We start from the raw sequence: 17,167 nt of genomic DNA on the forward strand, positions 1-17,167 counted from the left end.
TTGTATTTTACGATTCTCAGAGAGGGAAGCCTTAGGCTGTGAGCTTCCTAATACGAAAAGACAAGCTTACCACCTCTAAACTTCAAGAGTGAACTGCATACATGATGCATTGTAATTCTTGGCGGATAAAACCGTTATCAATTTACACGAGCTATAAAATGAGCTTATTTCGTTATAAATTCATTTTATTAGAATAAGGGTGGAACCACGATTTCAACACTCGTCCCTTTGTTAGGGACGGGTGTTTTTTGCGTTCTTTTACGGGGAAGTATGCTTGAAAGAGAATATGTGACGGATTTTAATTCAGAATATTTTGTCAATTGTATATTTTAGGAGGTTAGTAGAAATGAAATCATCTTTAAAGTTTTCAGAGATGTTTGCAATAAGTTTAATGTTATTTGCACTGTTTTTTGGTGCAGGTAATATGATTTTTCCACCAGCGTTAGGGCAAGGTGCTGGAACGGACGTATGGATCGCTCTGTTTGGTTTTATCGTAACAGGGGTTGGACTACCTTTATTAGGAGTAATTGTTATAGCTTTAAAGGGAGATATTAATGAGCTAGCAGGACGTGTACATCCTATATTCGCACTTGTTTTTATCACTGCAATTTATTTATGTTTAGGCGTATTCGTAAGTGTACCGCGTACAGGAACAGTAGCTTATGAGATGAGTGTTGCACCGTTTTTACCAAGTGAGATAGCTGGTCAGTCATATCCACTTGTTATCTTTACACTTATTTTCTTTGCAGTCACTTTCTATTTAGCTTTAAATCCTTCGAAATTAGTGGGTCGTATTGGTAAGGTGCTAACTCCAATATTATTAGCTGTTATTGCAATTATCGTAGGTAAAGCACTTATTACACCAATTGGAGAATTTGGTGCACCGACAGAAGCGTATAGTGCTCCTCTCTTTAAAGGATTTATTGATGGATATTTAACTTTAGATGGACTTGCAGCACTGGTATTCGGAAATGTTGTAATTCATGCGTTAAAAGAAAAAGGCATTACAAATAAAAACAGTATTGCAAAAGTAACAATCTTTGCAGGATTTATTGCAGCGCTTGGTCTACTACTTGTGTATTTAGCACTTGCTTATCTTGGAGCTTCTAGTGTGTCACTTGGAATGGGCGCAAACGGAGGAATTATTTTAACAAATGTCGTGAATCATTTATTTGGTAGCTACGGAACTTTATTACTAGGGATCGCAATTACAGCAGCATGTTTAACAACTTCTGTAGGTATTGTTGCAGCTTGTGGTGATTACTTCTCTTCCTTATTACCAAAGCTTTCTTATCAAAAAGTCGTTTTCATTTTCTGTGTATTAGCATTTATGGTAGCAAACCTTGGGTTAACTCAGTTAAATGCATTAGCGTTACCAATCTTAATCGCAATTTATCCAATTGGAATCGTACTTATCGTATTATCACTTGTTGAAAACTACGTTCGTCTTCCATTAGCGATGTATGTGGGCGGGATTGTAGGAGCATTTGCAATAAGTTTCTTTGATGGATTACACAATGCAAACCTTCAAATTGCAGCGCTAGCACCTATTTTAGATAAGATTCCATTATATAGTGTAGGAATTGGTTGGTTAGTTCCAGGGATAATCGGTATAGGATTTGGTTATATAGTTTCTAAGTTTCAAAAGCAGGAAATTGCTGTAGAGAAATAGAGAAAAGAGACTTTCTATTATAGAAAGTCTCTTTTTTTGTAAAAAAAGCCGTATATAGAGAAATTCAGATATTAAAAATTTTATACGTAATATAGTTGACAAAAAATTTATGAGTAGGCTAAGATTGACTTAGTTGTGGAAATATTGGAAGGGAAGTGAGGGAAAAGGGGTTTCTATAACTATAGTGTTGTTATGGGAAGAGGTGAAAGAAGAGGAGAAGAGATAGTTTATTTTTTTTGATTCGCATTGAGAATGATAATCAATAAATACGTTTTATAATTTTTTCTCAGTTTCTATGCCTTCGTATAAGGAATAGGGTGAGATATTATTTTTAATATTAAATGAGAATGATAATCAATAATACTTATGTTACATAAAAGAATGCTAATTAAATAATAGGTAGAAGAGATTATTTTTTTCTTATAAATTGAGAATAATTATCATTTTCAAAAAGTGAAATGAAAGATAACCAAGGAGGAAACAAGAAAAATGAAAAAGGTTTCTGTATTACCCGCTTTTATTATAACGTTCGTATGTATGCTAGCTTTTCTTGTAATGCCATACGGGAATGCTTCAGCAAAACTAGCTGATGGTACTTACGATATTAATTACGTAATTCAAAAAGCGGAAAATGATTCAGCTTCAATGGCAAATGACTATTTTGAAAAGCCGGCAAAATTAATAGTGAAAAACGGTGAGATGAGAGTACAAGTTCCGATGAATCATAGTGCTTGGATTACAGAATTTAAAGCACCAGAGAATGGGAATTTTGTTGATGCGAAAGTTGTTAGTAAAGATGAATCGGCAGATAAAAGAACAGTAGAGTTTAAAGTAGATGATTTATCCAAACCGGCAGCTGTAAAAATTCATGTTGTTGTACCAAATGCAAACTATGACCACCACTACACAATTCGTTTTGCTTTTGATGCAAATGTAAAAGCTGTAGGTGGCGATAACGGCGTAGCTGCTACAACAAAAAATAATGATCAAGCGAAAACAGATACACAAGTAAAAGAAGAGAAAACAAAAGTAGAGAGTAAGGAAACAGCTAAAGAAGTGAACAAAGAAACAAAAAATGAAAATGGAAAAGCTGAAAAAACAGATAACCCAAAAACAGGCGATGAAGCACGTATTGGATTGTTTGTAGCGTTAATTCTTATTTCAGGTGCTTTCTTAATTCGTAAAGTGAAGTTGAGTAAATAAATCTTTTGAAGGGTGATGAATATATGTTTAAACAATTTAAAATGATTATTGCCGTATTTGCTGTTTTATTTACGTTTATCGCAACACTAGGTTTACAAGATGCAAAAGCTGCTACAAAACTAGCTGATGGAAAATATAATATTGCTTTTACTGTATGGAAAGGCGATAAAGATGAATCGTCTAGAATGAATAGTTATTTTGAAAGCCCAGCAACATTAACAGTTAAAAATGGAAAACAATATGTTTCATTTAAAGTGAAAGATAGTGCTTCTATTAAAAGTTTCCAAGTAGAAAAAGATGGTCAATTTGTAGAAACAAACGTGTTAAGTGAAAACAAAAAAGATAATACTAGAGTAGTAGAATTTGAAGTTGCTGACTTGTCAAAAAAACTAAATGGAAAGGTGAAAATTAATATTCCAATTATTAATTATAATGCTTCATATGATATTCGCTTTGTATTTGATGGGAGCAGTATTAAATAATTTTCAAAAGGGAGAGTCGTTCCATTGAACAGGTATACAAAAATTATTGTTGCTATGTTTTTAATGATATTTACATTCGTATCAACATTACAACCACTTGCAGTTCAAGCAGCTACCAAGTTGGCTGACGGTGAATATTCAATTGGCTTCAAAGTTTTAAAAGATACATCAGATGAAGAATCGATGATGAATCAATATTCAGTAAGCCCAGGGACTTTAAAAGTGAAGGATGGGAAAAAGAAAGTATCCTTTACATTAACAAATAGTTCATGGATTACGAAGTTTGAAACAGAAAAAGCAGGTAAGCTAGTTGCGACAAATGTAATTAGTGAAAATAAAGAAAAAGATACAAGAGTAGTAGAATTTGATGTAGAAGATGTAGAGAAGGTATTAAATGCAAAAGTAAAAGTAGATATTGATTTTTTAAATTATCATCATGAGTACGACGTTCGTATTGCATTTGATCAAAATAGTATTACACCAATTCATGTGGAACAACCAAATGAAAAAGAGGACCCAGCTAATAAGCCAGATCCAAATGAAAAACCGGATCCAGGTCAGAAGCCCGACCAAAAGCCTGACCCAGATCAACAACCAAATTCTAACACAATTACAGATGGTGCGTACAGCATTCCATTTAAAGTGTTAAAAGATCAAACAGATGAAGAATCTAAGATGAATACTTACATGGTAAATCCAGGAGTATTAAAAGTAGAAAACGGTAAGAAAAAAGCAATTGTAACATTGAAAAGTAGCTCATTAATTAAAAATTTCCAAACGGAAAAAGATGGCACATTTGTTGATGCAAAAGTAGTAAGTGAGAATAAGGAAAAAGATACAAGAGTAGTAGAGTTTGAAGTAAACGATTTATCTGAAAAACTAAATACAAAAGTATTTATCGAAATGGCATCAAGAAATTATAAGCAAACGCATGATGTACAACTTTTATTTGAACAAGATAAACTTGAACAAATTAAAAATGAAGAGAAACAACCAGAAGTAGAAAAACCAGAAGTAGAAAAACCAGAAGCAGAAAAACCAGAAGCAGAAAAACCAGAAGTAGAAAAACCAGAAGTAGAAAAACCAGAAGTAGAAAAACCAGAAACAGAAAAACCAGATGAAAATAAAAAAACAGATGCTGAGACAATTAAAGATGGTGAATACAGCATCAATTTCAAAGCATTAAAAGATCAAACAGACGAAATTTCAATGATGAACACATATACAAAAAGTCCAGGTGTGCTAAAAGTAAAAGATGGTAAGAAGTATGTATCATTTACGTTAACGAACAGTTCTTGGATTACAAAATTTGAATTTGAGAAAAATGGTTCGTTTGTTGATGCAAATGTAATAAGTGAAGATAAAAAAGCTGATTCACGCGTAGTGGAAGTAGAAGTACCAGATTTATCGAAAAAGTTAAATGCAAAAGTAAAAGTAGATATCGATTCAATGAATTATCACCATTTTTACGATATTCAATTTGCATTTGATAAAGGTAGCATTAAGCCGTTAGATAACCAAGGCGGAAATGACAACCAAGGCGGAAACGACAACCAAGGTGGAAACGACAACCAAGGCGTGAATGACAACCAAGGTGGAAACGACAACCAAGGCGGGAATGACAACCAAGGTGGAAACAACAACCAAGATGAAAATAATAAACCGAGAGTAATAGTTGATCCGAAAAATTTAGTAGATGGCCAATATGATATTACATTTAAAGTATTAAAAGATAAAACAGATGAGATTTCAAAGATGCATGACTATGTTGTAAATCCAGCGAAATTAATCGTAAAAGATGGTAAAAAATATATTGAGATGACGCTGAAAAATAGTGCGTGGATTACGAAATTCCAAACGGAAAACAATGAACTATTCGCTGATGCGAAAGTAGTAAGCGAAGATAAAAATGCAAATACACGAGTAGTACAGTTTGAAGTAGAAGATCTATTTAAAAAATTAAACGCAAAAGTAAAGGTAGACATCGATGAGATGAACTACCATCATTTCTACGATGTGCAAATTCAATTTGATACAAATAATATCGGCGCGTTAGGAACTCTTAAAGAGGAACCGAAAAATGAACCGAAAAATCCAGTGACTACACCGAAAGTAGATAATGTAAAAACAGTAGGTACTCCTGATTTTAACCGAAATGCAGATGGTCAGAAGAAAAAAGAAGATACAAAAAATGATTCAAAAAAAGAGAAAAACTCAAAAACTGCAGATACAGCACAACTTGGTTTATACATGGTGTTACTGCTAGGTTCACTTGCTTTACTAGTTCGTAAATATAGAGCAGGTAGATTGTAATTTTTGGAGTCTTGATGCATATTCGCGTGCATCAAGACTTGTTTCATATTGTATGGAAAGGAGTTGTGATTGAGAGTGAAGAAAATTGTAAGTGTACTAATGGCTATCATTTTGTTAATGAGTATAGCCGGGTGCTCATCACCAAAAAAAGAATCAGCAAAGCAGGTAAAGAGTGAAAGTAAAGAGCGCGTCGTTGCAACAACAGTGGCTGTTACTGAAATTATGGATGCGTTAGAAGTAGATTTAGTCGGCGTTCCAACAAGTTCTAAAACTTTACCGAAGCGATATAAAGGTTTACCTGAAGTTGGGAATCCAATGAGTCCAGATATGGAAAAGGTAAAGTCATTAAAGCCTTCAGAAGTGTTATCTGTGACAACACTTGAATATGAATTAAAGCCAGTTTTTGATGGTGTGGGTATGAAAGCAAACTTTTTAGATTTAACGAGTTTGAAAAATATGCAAAGTTCTATTAGCGATTTAGGTAAGAAATATGGGCGTGAAAAACAGGCCGAAGCAGTAGTAACTAAATTAGATAAAAAGGTTTCTAGCATTCAAAAAGAAGTAAAAGGAAAGAAAGAACCGACAGTGCTTATTTTATTAGGTGTGCCTGGAAGTTATTTAGTAGCAACAGAGCATTCTTATATTGGAGATTTAGTGAAACAACTAGGTGGTAAAAATATTGTGCAAGGTGAACAAGTAGAATATTTAGCTTCTAATACAGAGTATTTAAAGAAAGCTGATCCAGATATTATTTTACGAGCAGCTCATGGTATGCCTGATGAAGTTGTAAAAATGTTTGATAAAGAATTTAAAACAAATGATATTTGGAAACACTTTGCTGCGGTTAAAAATAACCGTGTTTACGATTTAGAAGAGCGTTTATTTGGAACGACAGGCAATTTAGCAGCAATTGAAGCGTTAGATGAATTGAAAAAAATGATGTATCCGTGATGCATTTTAATATAAAGGAAGAGTAGAATGAATAAAAAAACTTGGAGTTTCCTCATTGTTACTGCATTGCTTATTGTTATGACATCATTGTCAGCGATGAAAGGGAGTTTAGAAGTAGGTATTGTTGAACTTGTACAAGGGATATTTACAGGTGGAAATGAAGATGTTGAAGTCATTAAAGATTTACGTTTTCCGCGTATTATTATTGCGTTGTTCACTGGAGCGGCTCTTGCTGTTTCAGGTGTGCTTTTACAAGCTGTTATGAAAAATCCACTCGCCGATGCTGGGGTAATCGGTATATCTTCAGGAGCTAGTTTTATGACACTTATTATTATTACGTTGTTCCCGCAATTCTTTTTCTGGACACCCGTATTCGCCTTTTTAGGTGGTGCGCTTGCATGTTATCTCGTTTATTCGTTTTCATGGAAATCAGGATTAAGCCCGCTTCGCATTATTTTAATTGGTATTGCCATTAATGCAATGTTTACTGGGTTAAATGAATCATTCGTTACGATTTGTGGGTATTTTATTAAGAGTATTAAGCAAACGACGACTTCTAACATAACAATGAAGACGTGGGGCGATGTAGAAATAATGGTGACTTATGGAACGGTTGGTCTTATTCTTGCTCTGTTCGTAGGAGCTTGGTGTAACTTATTATCGCTACAAGATAAGACTGCGAAAAACTTAGGCTTGCACGTGACGAGAGTTCGTCTTATTATTTCTGCCATTGCAGTACTCTTAGCGGCAGTATCAACAGCGATTGCAGGTGTTATTGCTTTTGTAGGATTACTAGTTCCACATATTTCAAGACAATTAGTCGGTTCAGACCATAAAGTATTAATTCCATTTTCTGCTCTTGCAGGGGCGTTATTAATTTTGACGGCAGATACGATTGGAAGGTTAATTGTGCCACCTAACGAAATTCCAGCAGCAACAATTATGGCGGTTATTGGTGGTCCATTCTTAATATTCTTGCTTAGAAAGAGTGATAAAGTTCATGGAAATTAAAAATGTAACCTTTTCATACGATAACGTAACAAATCGATTAAAGTCTGTTAGTAGTGAAATAGAAATTGGAAAAATTACAACAATCATTGGACCGAATGGATGTGGGAAATCAACATTACTTAGTGTCATGTCTAGAAACCACGCTCCTAGCAGTGGAGAAGTAATACTTGATGGAAAAGCGATTAGTGAATATAAACCGAAAGAGTTTGCTAGAAAGCTAGCAGTTGTCCATCAACAAAATGAGGCTCCAGCAGATATTACAGTGGAAAAGCTAATAAGCTTCGGGCGTATGCCATATAAAAATATATTCTCTCCGCAAACAGATGAAGATAGAGAAGCGATTGAGCGTGCACTAGTATGTACGAATTTACAAAGTAAGCGTGATAAGCCAATTTATGCTTTATCTGGTGGAGAGAGGCAGCGAGTTTGGATCGCAATGACATTAGCTCAAAATACACCAATGCTCTTCTTAGATGAGCCGACCACATATTTAGATATTTACTATCAGCTAGAAATATTAGAGTTAGTGAAAGAGTTAAATGAAGTTCATGGACTAACGATTGTAATGGTATTACATGATATTAATCAAGCCATTCGTTATAGCGACCATATTATCGTTATGAAAGATGGAGAAATCATTACGAAAGGTAATCCTAATGATGTAATAACAGAAGAAATGGTTAAAGCAATATATGGTGTAGATGTCATTGTAAAGCAGGATGAAGATACCGGATTGTACATGGTACCTATGGGAATCTAAAGGCTGAGCATAATCCGTTTTGAGGTGATAATTTGAATAGTAAGAAAGGACGGAAAAAGAATTCTTTTTTTCAACGCATACTTACAATTGTGTTTTTAGGAATCTTTTTCTATTCAATGTATGAGTTGGGCGGGATTTTCATGGATTATTATGAAAATCGTAAAGTAATGGCTGAGGCACAACATATTTATAAAAGAAGTCCAATGGAAGAAAAATCAGAAGATGGAGAGGTACGTAAACAGTTTCAGGATCTCCAGAAAATTAATCCAGAGATAGTCGGATGGATTACGATGGATGATACACAAATTAATTATCCAATCGTTCAAGCAAAAGATAATGATTACTATTTATTTCGTAATTATAAAGGTGAAGATATGAGAGCGGGAAGCATTTTTATGGACCATCGTAATGATGTGAAATCTCAAAATCGAAATACGATTTTATATGGCCATCGTATGAAAGACGGTTCTATGTTTGGTAGTTTAAAAAAGATGTTGGATGAAGACTTTTTTATGTCTCATCGTAAATTATATTACGATACATTATTTGAAGGATACGACGTGGAAGTTTTTTCAGTATACACGACAACAACGGACTTTTATTACATTGAAACGGATTTTGAAAATGATGCAGCATATACATCGTTCTTAAAGGAAATTCAAGAAAAATCACTGTACAAAACGGATACGGAATTGACGGCTAATGATGAAATCGTAACACTTTCTACTTGTGATTATGCGCTTGATCCAGAGGCTGGGAGGCTAGTTGTACATGCAAAATTAGTAAAAAGAAATTAAAGAAAAAAGTATAGAATATGAGAAGTGATAGATAACGCTTCTCATATTCTATACTTTAAAAAAGGACTGTTTTTACTGTGCTGCGGCCATTGGCATACGTACAACTTTTACATCATAGTAAGCAATTTTATTATCAAGAATATATTCTGGCATTCCGCCTTGATGTGAGTGAGCATCTTTAAATGCAGCGCTCTTTGTCCAACCTTGGAAATCTTCTTTTGCATTCCAGCGAGTGCTAATTGTTACTTCATCATAATCAACTGTATTTTGCGTTAAAAGAACTTCTAGACCTAAAAAGCCTGGCATCGTTTCAACTTTACCTACTTTATTAAAACGCTCAATTAATTTATGTCCATTTCCCTTTGTAATTTTAGCTGTATTTGTAACAATAATCATGTTTATTCCTCCTATAAATGTAGCTATATTTTCAAGAACTCATATACATTAAATGATAATGAAAATCATTATCATTGTCAATGGTAATCTTAGTTTATGATAATATTTTTTATCCCGCTATTTGCCGGTCAGTAAGACCCCCACCTCAAAATTCAGCGAAAGCAAAGAAGTTAGGTGAGGGCTGATTAAAGTTTCCCTTTATGTAAGTACAGTGTTCTTTTTTTGAATGGGTTGACTATATATTTAACTTGGTTATATATTATGTAAATAGAATTGATTGAAAATATATAGAAGCAAAGTATGGTTTATACTTTGCTGTCGCAATACTATGAATAAGGAGGGTATTATGGTTGAATCACTTTTACTTAGTATCGTTATTATTATTACGTTAGGTATTGCTTCACAATGGACTGCATGGCGCTTCCAGCTTCCTGCCATTGTTGTTATGGCAGTTGCTGGATTATTAATTGGTCCAGTTTTCGGTATTATTAATCCAAAAGAGGTGCTTGGAGATGTTTTTAGTCCACTCGTATCACTCTCTGTTGCAATTATATTGTTTGAGGGTAGTTTAAGTTTAGATATACGTGAACTGAGGGGACTATCAAAACCAGTATTTCGTATCGTTACGTTTGGTGCGTTTATCGCGTGGATTGCTGGCTCACTTGCAGCTCATTACGTCGCTGGATTAGATTGGGCGGTTGCATTTATTATTGGAGGACTTTTTATTGTGACAGGTCCAACGGTAATTATTCCGTTGTTACGCCAAGCACGATTAAAACCAAGAACAGCTGCAATTTTAAAATGGGAAGGGATTATTGTTGATCCATTTGGAGCTTTACTTGCTGTATTTGCCTTTCAAATTGTAAATTTCTTAACGAAAGATAATGTACAATTACATACGTTGCTGTATTTCTTTGCAGGTTCATTATTTGCAATGGTGCTCGGTTATGTATTTAGTATTTTTATGAGTTATATGATTTTAAAGGGAAAAGTACCAGAATATTTAAAAGCACCAATTTTGTTAGTTACGGTATTATTATGCTTCGGCATTGCGGATGAAGTGATGCATGAAACAGGTATGCTAGCTGTAACCGTAATGGGGATTACGCTTGCACGGATGAAGAAATATATTTCTTCTATCGGTGATATTCGTCATTTTAACGAAAATATTTCAGTACTACTAACGTCGACTGTTTTTATTATATTAACAGCATCGCTTCCAAGAACAACTATTATGGAGATTTTCAGCTGGCCTATTATAAGTTTTGTACTTATGATGTTGTTTGTTGTACGTCCTTTATCGATTTGGATATCGACAATTGGAACAGAGTTAACAAAAGCAGAACGGGCGCTAGTTGGCTGGATTGCACCGCGAGGTATCGTTGCATTAACGGTTTCAAGTTACTTTGCGACGGAGTTATTACAAGAAGGTTATAAAGACGCTTCTATATTAACGGCACTTACATTTGCACTCGTTATTACGACCGTGTGTGCTCACGGATTTTCAATTGGATTTTTAGCGAAGAAATTAGGATTGGCAAATACGGAGCCACCAGGAATCTTAATTTCAGGTGCGAGTACATTCTCATCTGCTTTTGCATTGCACTGTAAAGAGATGGGTGTTCCGAGCTTAATTGTAGATGTATCTGAAGAACATTTGCAATGTGCAAAGGTGAAAGGGCTTAATACATATAATGGCCAAGTACTCTCTGAACAGTTACAATTTGAAGTTGATATGAATCAGTATGAATACTTAATTGCAGTTACAGATACGGATTCTTATAATGTATTAGTTGCAAATACATACGTACCGCAGTTTGGACATCATAATACATTTTTACTTCCAATCCATGATGTGGAAAAGATTGAACAAGAACGCATTTCTCTTTCAAAAAAAGCTCATTTACTGTTTGGTCAAAATGAAATTTATGAAGAGTTAAATAGAAAAATTGAAGATGGTTATATTTTTAAAACGATACAAGTTGCAGAAGAACAAAAAATTAATAAAGAAGAAAGAGATTCAGAGGATTTAATATTATTTATTCGCCATCGAGATGGTAGTCTTACTTTTTCAACATTGTATAAATATATAGCTGTTATGCCAGGGGATGAGCTAGTTGTACTAGCAAAGCAATAATATGGTATAGTGAAACGGGGCTGTTTTTTCAGGCTCGTTTTTAAATGCTTCCTGTAGAGAAAGCATGCAAATGGAAAGGAAGTTATTATATGCGATCAGAAGTAACTGTAAAAATAAAACCGAAATTTATAAAAGAAATTAAAAGTGGATATCCGCTTATTTTAAAAGATGCGATTCAAAATTTAAATGATGTTCGTGAAGAAGGAACAATCATTAAAGTAGTAGATGAGAAGAACCAATTTATCGGAAAAGGCTATTATGGAAAACAAAATAAAGGATACGGCTGGATTTTAACGAGAAAAGAGAGTGAACAAATTAATCAATCTTTCTTTGAAAGTAAAATCAAATCTGCCTTACATAAACGAAAGCAATTTTACAAATCAAGTGATACGACAGCATTCCGTGTGGTGAATGGTGAAGGTGATGGTCTTGGAGGACTAATTATCGATTATTATGATGGCTACTACGTAGTAAGTTGGTATAGTGAAGGGATTTATACTTTCAGAGATGAGATTATAGCCGCTCTTCAAAAAGTAGCAAACTTTAAGGGTATTTATGAGAAAAAGCGTTTTGATACGAAAGGGAAATATATTGAGGGGGATGATTTCGTAGCAGGAGAGCGCGGCGAGTTCCCACTTATCGTAAAAGAGAACGGTGTAAACTTTGCGGTTTATTTAAATGATGGGGCAATGGTTGGGGTATTTTTAGATCAACGTAACGTTCGAAAACAAATTCGTGATAAATATGCAAAAGGAAGAACAGTGTTAAATATGTTCTCTTATACAGGTGCTTTCTCTGTATTTGCAGCTCTTGGCGGAGCGAGTAAAACGACGAGTGTTGACCTTGCAAATCGTAGTTTAAGTAAAACGATTGAGCAGTTTAGTGTAAATGAAGTTGATTATGAAGCGCAAGATATTATTGTAGAAGATGTATTTCTTTACTTCAAATATGCAGCGAAGAAAAAAATGAAATTTGATATGGTCGTACTTGATCCTCCAAGCTTTGCACGCTCAAAAAAATATACATTTAGTGCAGCAAAAGATTATAAAAATTTATTAAAAGAAACAATTGCTATTACAGAAAATAACGGTATTATCGTTGCTTCTACAAACTGTAGCGCATTCGATATGAAAAAGTTTAAAGGCTTTATCGATACAGCCTTTAAAGAAATGAATGGCAAATATAAAATGTTAGAAGAACATTCTTTACCAGAAGATTTCCGTACCATTGATCAATTTAAAGAAGGAGACTACTTAAAAGTAGTTTTCATCGAGAAAATTAAAGGTTAATAAAGAAAAGGAGCTCGAGTTTACTTGAGCTCCTTTTCTTATTGAACGATATTTTGTACTCTACCGACTTGCCCGTCCTGCAATCGCACTTTAATGCCATGCGGATGGGAAGGGGAGTTTGTTAAAATATCTTTTACAATTCCACGTGTTAATTTGCCTGTTCGTTGATCTTGTTTTAATACAATATCAACTTCAAGACCGGGGGCGATATTAGAACGTTTTTGTCCGTTCATTTATACACCTGTACGTCTACGTTGGTTGTTTGTTTTCTTTGTTTGTTGGTTTTGTAATTTTTTTGTTTCTTGGCTTTGATTTTTTGCATTTTGACCATTTCCATTTCCTTGCTTTTTCTTAGCAAGTTGTTCACGCATTAAATCAGCTAAGCTTACTTTTTTGTTTTCTGACATGATAAGTCTCCTTTATATAAAGTTAATTATGAACAATCGTAGTGAATTTCATCATATCATTGTTAAGGAAGGAAGGGAAGTTGGTTTGAAAATTCATATAATTGTTTCCAGTCTGTAGTAGTTACGATACAATTGGATTGTTAACGTTTGTAAAAAGGGGATAGACATATGTCACATCATATTTTATTAGTTGAAGATGATATCTCAATTCAAGAGATGGTGGAAAAGTATTTAATAAAGGAAGGCTTTCAAGTTACGATTGCGTCTGATGGAGAAGAAGGCGTGAACACATATTTAAAAGGTTCATTTGATTTGATTATCCTTGACATTATGATGCCAAAGCTAGATGGCTTAGAGGTTGTACGAATCATTCGAGAAAAAAGTGCAGTTCCGATTTTAATGATGTCGGCAAAAGATACAGATGTTGATAAAGCTGTTGGATTAGGACTTGGAGCAGATGATTACATTTGTAAGCCATTTTCTATGATTGAATTGGCTGCACGTGTAAAAGCAGGTATTCGGAGGTCTACGAAATACTCGGCTACAGAAACAATAGAAAAAATGATTCAAATTGGTGATTTAACAATTGATCCAATTAATTTTACTGTAGAAAAAAACGGGAAGCCTCTCAAACTTACTTTAAAAGAATTTGAGATTTTAAAGCTATTTGTAAAGAACCAAAATCGTGTATTTACGAAAGCGCAAATATATACGTTAGTTTGGAATGAAGAGTATTACGGTGACGATAACGTTATTAATGTTCATATGAGAAGATTGCGTGAGAAAATCGAAAGTGATCCATCTAATCCAGAATATATTAAAACGCTATGGGGCATCGGCTATAAGCTGGAAGTGATGTAATATGATCAATTTGTTAATAGGTATTATTTTTATATTGTTATGTGTTATTTATATGCAATATAAAATGAGAAAAAATAGTAGTAAAAATTTACGATACACATATGAAAAGTTAGAAAGTATTGTAAATGAAAAAACAGGCGAGACGTTACTCGTTATGACAGATGATCTAGAATTGCAAAAATTATTAGTGGCAATTAATCAATTATTAGATGCAAAACAGAAAACGAATGCAGATCATGCAAAAGTAGAAATTTCGATGAGAAAAATGCTTTCAAATATTTCGCATGACTTGAAAACACCACTAACAGTTATTCTTGGATATACAGAAATGTTAAATAAGGATAAAACGATAAATAAAGAAGAACAACAAATATTACTTGAGAAAGTGCATACGAAAACACTAGAAGTGATGGAATTAATTCATAAGTTTTTTGATTTAGCGAAATTAGAATCTGGTGACAAAGCAATTGAAATGACAAAAGTAAATATGAATGAAGTTTGCCGCGAGAAGATTTTATCATTTTATGATTTAGTGACGACGAAAGGGTTTCAAGTTCATATTGATATACCAGAAAGAAATATATATGCACTTGGAAATGTAGAAGTATTAGGTAGGGTATTGAACAATTTAATATCAAATGCAATTACATATGGAGACGATGGAAAGATACTGGGTATGACGTTAAGAGATGATGAAACGAATGTGTATATATACGTATGGGATAAAGGAAAAGGGATTGATGAATCTCATATTGATAAAGTGTTTGAGCGTATGTACACACTTGAAGATTCGAGAAATAGATTGTACCAAGGAAGCGGTTTAGGGTTAACGATTACGAAAAGACTGGTGGAAGCGATGGATGGAAAAATTCATCTTTCTAGTAAGCCGTATGAAAAAACAATTTTTACAGTTGCATTAAAAAAGATGCAGTTTTAGCTTGTAGAGAAGTAGATTCTACAAGCTTTTTTTTCAGCGTAAGGAATTTGTAAGAAACGGGTAAGAAAAAAGAGATTTCCGTTGTCTATTATAAAAATATAAAGTAGTGCGAAAGGGGAAAGTGACATGACCTATATATTAAAAACGAATCAGTTAACGAAAGTGTTTAAAGGGAAAGAAGTTATTTCTAGCGTTAACATGCATGTGAAAAAAGGAGAGATATACGGTTTCTTAGGACCGAATGGTGCTGGTAAAACAACGATTATGAAAATGATTACAAATTTAATAAAACCGACGAGCGGTGAGATTGAAATTTTCGGTGAGAAGTTAACAGACACATCTTATGAAGTATTAAAAAGAATGGGGACAATTATTGAATATCCAATCTTTTATGATAAATTAACGGCGAAAGAAAACTTAGAATTACATTGTGAATATATGGGCTATTACGATAAAAATGAAATTGACCATGCATTACATTTAGTGAAACTGCAAGGGATAGATAATAAAAAAGTAAAAGATTTTTCATTGGGAATGAAACAACGACTTGGTATTGCAAGGGCAATCGTAACAAAGCCAGAACTGCTCATTTTAGATGAACCAATTAACGGTTTAGATCCAATTGGTATTAAAGAGTTACGAGACTTATTTAAAATGCTCTGCAAAGAATATGGCATTACATTATTAGTTTCTAGTCATATTTTAGGTGAGATGGAACTAATGGCGGATACAATTGGTGTAATTCAAAATGGAAAACTAATAAAAGAAGTTTCAATGAAGAGTATTAACGGAAAACAAACAGAGTACATTGAAATTACTGTTCCTGATGTGAAGCGTGCAGCTTATATTTTAGAAGATAAACTTGCCATAAAAAATTATAAAATAATGAGCGGAAATATGATTCGTGTGTATGATACGGCAGTGTCTCAGCAAGCCATTTCAAAAGCACTTATTATGAACGATGTGGAAATTGAAAGTATTAATAAGAAACATAGTTCCTTAGAGGAATATTTCTTAAATGTAATGGATGGAGAGGGCATTCATGCTTAATGGATTGTTAGTAAATCTAGTAAGTGGATTGGTCGTAATGTTCATAAGTGGGATTTTATATTATAGGAAACCAGGGCGGAAATGGTTGTTAATTCTACTAATGATAGGAATGTTAAGCTTCGTTACTGCTGGAATTAGAATGTTAGCAGCGTAGAGACAGGTATATAAAGAATGGAGGCGTGGTTTATATGTTTAAATTAATGAAGCTCGAATGGAAGAAACATCAATTATCTAGTTACTTTAAAAGTGTAGCAATTTGTATTATAGCAATTTTCGCTGTAGTAAGCCTTATGGCATGGGGAATGAAAGCCGAGGGAGACGTACTCTTCTTTGACTTCACACAGAATATGGCTTTAGTAAATATTTTTATTAGGATAACATTCATTATTTTTAGTTCGGTCATTTTATCACGTTTAGTAATTGATGAGTATAAGAATAAAACGATACAACTATCATTTATGTATCCGCTTCAAAGGAAAATGCTAATGAGTGCGAAATTAACAATTGTTTTTTGTTTTTGTTTTGTGAGCACGATTATCGCGACTTTCATTATTAGTTTGCTCGTATATTTTGTGAGTCCAATGATGGGACTGATTGAAACACCTGCTACGATAGGTGAAATAATAGCTATCGTTCCAGGTACTTTTATAAGTGCATTTATGATATCTGGTATAAGTTTAATTCCTTTATTTTTTGGAATGAGAAAGAAATCGACACCGACAACGATTACTTCGGCAGTAATAATTGGCATGCTGATTAGTGGTAACTATGGTCCTGGAAACGGTCAAGTAAGTATGTTTGATTTTATAGCTATCCCAATCGTGCTCTGTTTATTAGGAATTTTCATTAGTTATCTATCGTTTCGTAAAATCGACAAGATCGATGTGGCGTGAAGCAAGCC

The 17,167-nt window shown here is 33.8% G+C and carries 18 protein-coding genes and 1 other annotated feature (1 of these 19 only partly in view); of the genes, 15 read left to right on the forward strand and 3 right to left on the reverse strand.

The window, feature by feature from the left end; all coding sequences use genetic code 11:
• Window positions 1–231, forward strand: a binding site (T-box leader) (it extends 25 nt beyond the left edge of the window).
• A gap of 115 nt (window positions 232–346) precedes the next feature.
• The 8 genes from brnQ6 to srtB all read left to right on the forward strand — a co-directional run bounded on the left by brnQ6 (window position 347) and on the right by srtB (window position 9,189).
• Entirely contained in the window at window positions 347–1,672 is a 1,326-nt protein-coding gene (brnQ6, locus tag ACTFRH_RS25415) for a branched-chain amino acid transport system II carrier protein BrnQ6 (protein WP_000842650.1), read from the forward strand.
• Between the two features lie 489 nt (window positions 1,673–2,161).
• Window positions 2,162–2,875, forward strand: coding sequence for a heme uptake protein IsdC (isdC, locus tag ACTFRH_RS25420; RefSeq protein ID WP_000757952.1), 714 nt, complete (start codon window positions 2,162–2,164; stop codon window positions 2,873–2,875).
• A gap of 23 nt (window positions 2,876–2,898) precedes the next feature.
• A complete protein-coding gene (locus ACTFRH_RS25425) occupies window positions 2,899–3,357 on the forward strand; it encodes an NEAT domain-containing protein (RefSeq protein WP_000476163.1) in 459 nt (152 codons plus the stop codon).
• A gap of 24 nt (window positions 3,358–3,381) precedes the next feature.
• Complete coding sequence (locus tag ACTFRH_RS25430) at window positions 3,382–5,670, forward strand: NEAT domain-containing protein (RefSeq protein WP_440048822.1); 2,289 nt, start codon at window positions 3,382–3,384, stop codon at window positions 5,668–5,670.
• Between the two features lie 69 nt (window positions 5,671–5,739).
• Window positions 5,740–6,621, forward strand: coding sequence for a heme ABC transporter substrate-binding protein IsdE (gene isdE, locus ACTFRH_RS25435; RefSeq protein WP_002164197.1), 882 nt, complete (start codon window positions 5,740–5,742; stop codon window positions 6,619–6,621).
• A gap of 27 nt (window positions 6,622–6,648) precedes the next feature.
• Window positions 6,649–7,632: a FecCD family ABC transporter permease gene (locus tag ACTFRH_RS25440; protein ID WP_001036851.1), complete on the forward strand. Its 984-nt coding sequence runs from the start codon at window positions 6,649–6,651 to the stop codon at window positions 7,630–7,632.
• The gene (locus tag ACTFRH_RS25445) at window positions 7,622–8,392 is read left to right on the forward strand and encodes an ABC transporter ATP-binding protein (protein ID WP_000403761.1); all 771 of its coding nucleotides are present in this window, start codon (window positions 7,622–7,624) and stop codon (window positions 8,390–8,392) included. Before ACTFRH_RS25440 ends, ACTFRH_RS25445 begins: the two co-directional genes overlap by 11 nt.
• 32 nt (window positions 8,393–8,424) lie before the next feature.
• Window positions 8,425–9,189 carry a class B sortase gene (gene srtB / locus ACTFRH_RS25450; protein ID WP_001086122.1) on the forward strand — a complete coding sequence of 255 codons (765 nt, stop codon included), beginning with the start codon at window positions 8,425–8,427 and terminating at the stop codon, window positions 9,187–9,189.
• 72 nt (window positions 9,190–9,261) lie between these two features.
• Here srtB and isdG read toward each other — a convergent pair whose 3' ends face one another.
• Window positions 9,262–9,585, reverse strand: a complete 324-nt coding sequence (gene isdG, locus ACTFRH_RS25455; protein ID WP_000587818.1) for a heme oxygenase — start codon at window positions 9,583–9,585, stop codon at window positions 9,262–9,264.
• A 346-nt stretch (window positions 9,586–9,931) separates the two neighbouring features.
• Here isdG and ACTFRH_RS25460 point away from each other — a divergent pair, with 346 nt between their 5' ends.
• Window positions 9,932–11,722 carry a cation:proton antiporter gene (locus ACTFRH_RS25460; RefSeq protein WP_000230332.1) on the forward strand — a complete coding sequence of 597 codons (1,791 nt, stop codon included), beginning with the start codon at window positions 9,932–9,934 and terminating at the stop codon, window positions 11,720–11,722.
• Between the two features lie 89 nt (window positions 11,723–11,811).
• Window positions 11,812–13,011 (forward strand): class I SAM-dependent rRNA methyltransferase, encoded by a 1,200-nt coding sequence (locus ACTFRH_RS25465; protein WP_001255973.1) that lies wholly within the window; start codon window positions 11,812–11,814, stop codon window positions 13,009–13,011.
• A gap of 38 nt (window positions 13,012–13,049) precedes the next feature.
• Here ACTFRH_RS25465 and ACTFRH_RS25470 read toward each other — a convergent pair whose 3' ends face one another.
• Both ACTFRH_RS25470 and ACTFRH_RS25475 read right to left on the reverse strand, forming a co-directional pair.
• On the reverse strand, window positions 13,050–13,244 hold the full coding sequence (locus ACTFRH_RS25470; protein ID WP_001014310.1) for a YwbE family protein: 195 nt from the start codon (window positions 13,242–13,244) through the stop codon (window positions 13,050–13,052).
• On the reverse strand, window positions 13,245–13,418 hold the full coding sequence (locus tag ACTFRH_RS25475; protein WP_001293578.1) for a hypothetical protein: 174 nt from the start codon (window positions 13,416–13,418) through the stop codon (window positions 13,245–13,247). It abuts the gene before it with no gap.
• Between the two features lie 168 nt (window positions 13,419–13,586).
• Between ACTFRH_RS25475 and ACTFRH_RS25480 the strand changes: the two genes are divergently transcribed.
• From ACTFRH_RS25480 to ACTFRH_RS25500, 5 genes are all read left to right on the forward strand, one after another.
• Window positions 13,587–14,279 carry a response regulator transcription factor gene (locus ACTFRH_RS25480; protein WP_000018029.1) on the forward strand — a complete coding sequence of 231 codons (693 nt, stop codon included), beginning with the start codon at window positions 13,587–13,589 and terminating at the stop codon, window positions 14,277–14,279.
• Window position 14,280: 1 nt separating this feature from the next.
• On the forward strand, window positions 14,281–15,216 hold the full coding sequence (locus tag ACTFRH_RS25485) for a HAMP domain-containing histidine kinase (protein WP_000609142.1): 936 nt from the start codon (window positions 14,281–14,283) through the stop codon (window positions 15,214–15,216).
• Window positions 15,217–15,342: 126 nt separating this feature from the next.
• On the forward strand, window positions 15,343–16,266 hold the full coding sequence (locus tag ACTFRH_RS25490; RefSeq protein ID WP_000221091.1) for an ABC transporter ATP-binding protein: 924 nt from the start codon (window positions 15,343–15,345) through the stop codon (window positions 16,264–16,266).
• Window positions 16,259–16,420 carry a hypothetical protein gene (locus tag ACTFRH_RS25495; protein ID WP_000931778.1) on the forward strand — a complete coding sequence of 54 codons (162 nt, stop codon included), beginning with the start codon at window positions 16,259–16,261 and terminating at the stop codon, window positions 16,418–16,420. Before ACTFRH_RS25490 ends, ACTFRH_RS25495 begins: the two co-directional genes overlap by 8 nt.
• Before the next feature lie 34 nt (window positions 16,421–16,454).
• Window positions 16,455–17,159 (forward strand): ABC transporter permease, encoded by a 705-nt coding sequence (locus tag ACTFRH_RS25500; RefSeq protein WP_000475557.1) that lies wholly within the window; start codon window positions 16,455–16,457, stop codon window positions 17,157–17,159.
• The last annotated feature ends 8 nt before the right edge of the window (window positions 17,160–17,167 follow it).

Source organism: Bacillus cereus group sp. MYBK216-1 (assembly GCF_051916495.1).
GTDB lineage: Bacteria > Bacillota > Bacilli > Bacillales > Bacillaceae_G > Bacillus_A > Bacillus_A thuringiensis_K.

What these genes read in the sequence shown, in the direction of transcription:
- brnQ6 (WP_000842650.1), top strand. Translation starts at nt 347, where the DNA reads ATGAAATCATCTTTAAAGTTTTCAGAGATGTTTGCAATAAGTTTAATG.
- isdC (WP_000757952.1), top strand. Translation starts at nt 2,162, where the DNA reads ATGAAAAAGGTTTCTGTATTACCCGCTTTTATTATAACGTTCGTATGT.
- ACTFRH_RS25425 (WP_000476163.1), top strand. Translation starts at nt 2,899, where the DNA reads ATGTTTAAACAATTTAAAATGATTATTGCCGTATTTGCTGTTTTATTT.
- ACTFRH_RS25440 (WP_001036851.1), top strand. Translation starts at nt 6,649, where the DNA reads ATGAATAAAAAAACTTGGAGTTTCCTCATTGTTACTGCATTGCTTATT.
- ACTFRH_RS25445 (WP_000403761.1), top strand. Translation starts at nt 7,622, where the DNA reads ATGGAAATTAAAAATGTAACCTTTTCATACGATAACGTAACAAATCGA.
- isdG (WP_000587818.1), bottom strand. Translation starts at nt 9,585, where the DNA reads ATGATTATTGTTACAAATACAGCTAAAATTACAAAGGGAAATGGACAT.
- ACTFRH_RS25460 (WP_000230332.1), top strand. Translation starts at nt 9,932, where the DNA reads ATGGTTGAATCACTTTTACTTAGTATCGTTATTATTATTACGTTAGGT.
- ACTFRH_RS25465 (WP_001255973.1), top strand. Translation starts at nt 11,812, where the DNA reads ATGCGATCAGAAGTAACTGTAAAAATAAAACCGAAATTTATAAAAGAA.
- ACTFRH_RS25470 (WP_001014310.1), bottom strand. Translation starts at nt 13,244, where the DNA reads ATGAACGGACAAAAACGTTCTAATATCGCCCCCGGTCTTGAAGTTGAT.
- ACTFRH_RS25475 (WP_001293578.1), bottom strand. Translation starts at nt 13,418, where the DNA reads ATGTCAGAAAACAAAAAAGTAAGCTTAGCTGATTTAATGCGTGAACAA.
- ACTFRH_RS25480 (WP_000018029.1), top strand. Translation starts at nt 13,587, where the DNA reads ATGTCACATCATATTTTATTAGTTGAAGATGATATCTCAATTCAAGAG.
- ACTFRH_RS25485 (WP_000609142.1), top strand. Translation starts at nt 14,281, where the DNA reads ATGATCAATTTGTTAATAGGTATTATTTTTATATTGTTATGTGTTATT.
- ACTFRH_RS25490 (WP_000221091.1), top strand. Translation starts at nt 15,343, where the DNA reads ATGACCTATATATTAAAAACGAATCAGTTAACGAAAGTGTTTAAAGGG.
- ACTFRH_RS25495 (WP_000931778.1), top strand. Translation starts at nt 16,259, where the DNA reads ATGCTTAATGGATTGTTAGTAAATCTAGTAAGTGGATTGGTCGTAATG.
- ACTFRH_RS25500 (WP_000475557.1), top strand. Translation starts at nt 16,455, where the DNA reads ATGTTTAAATTAATGAAGCTCGAATGGAAGAAACATCAATTATCTAGT.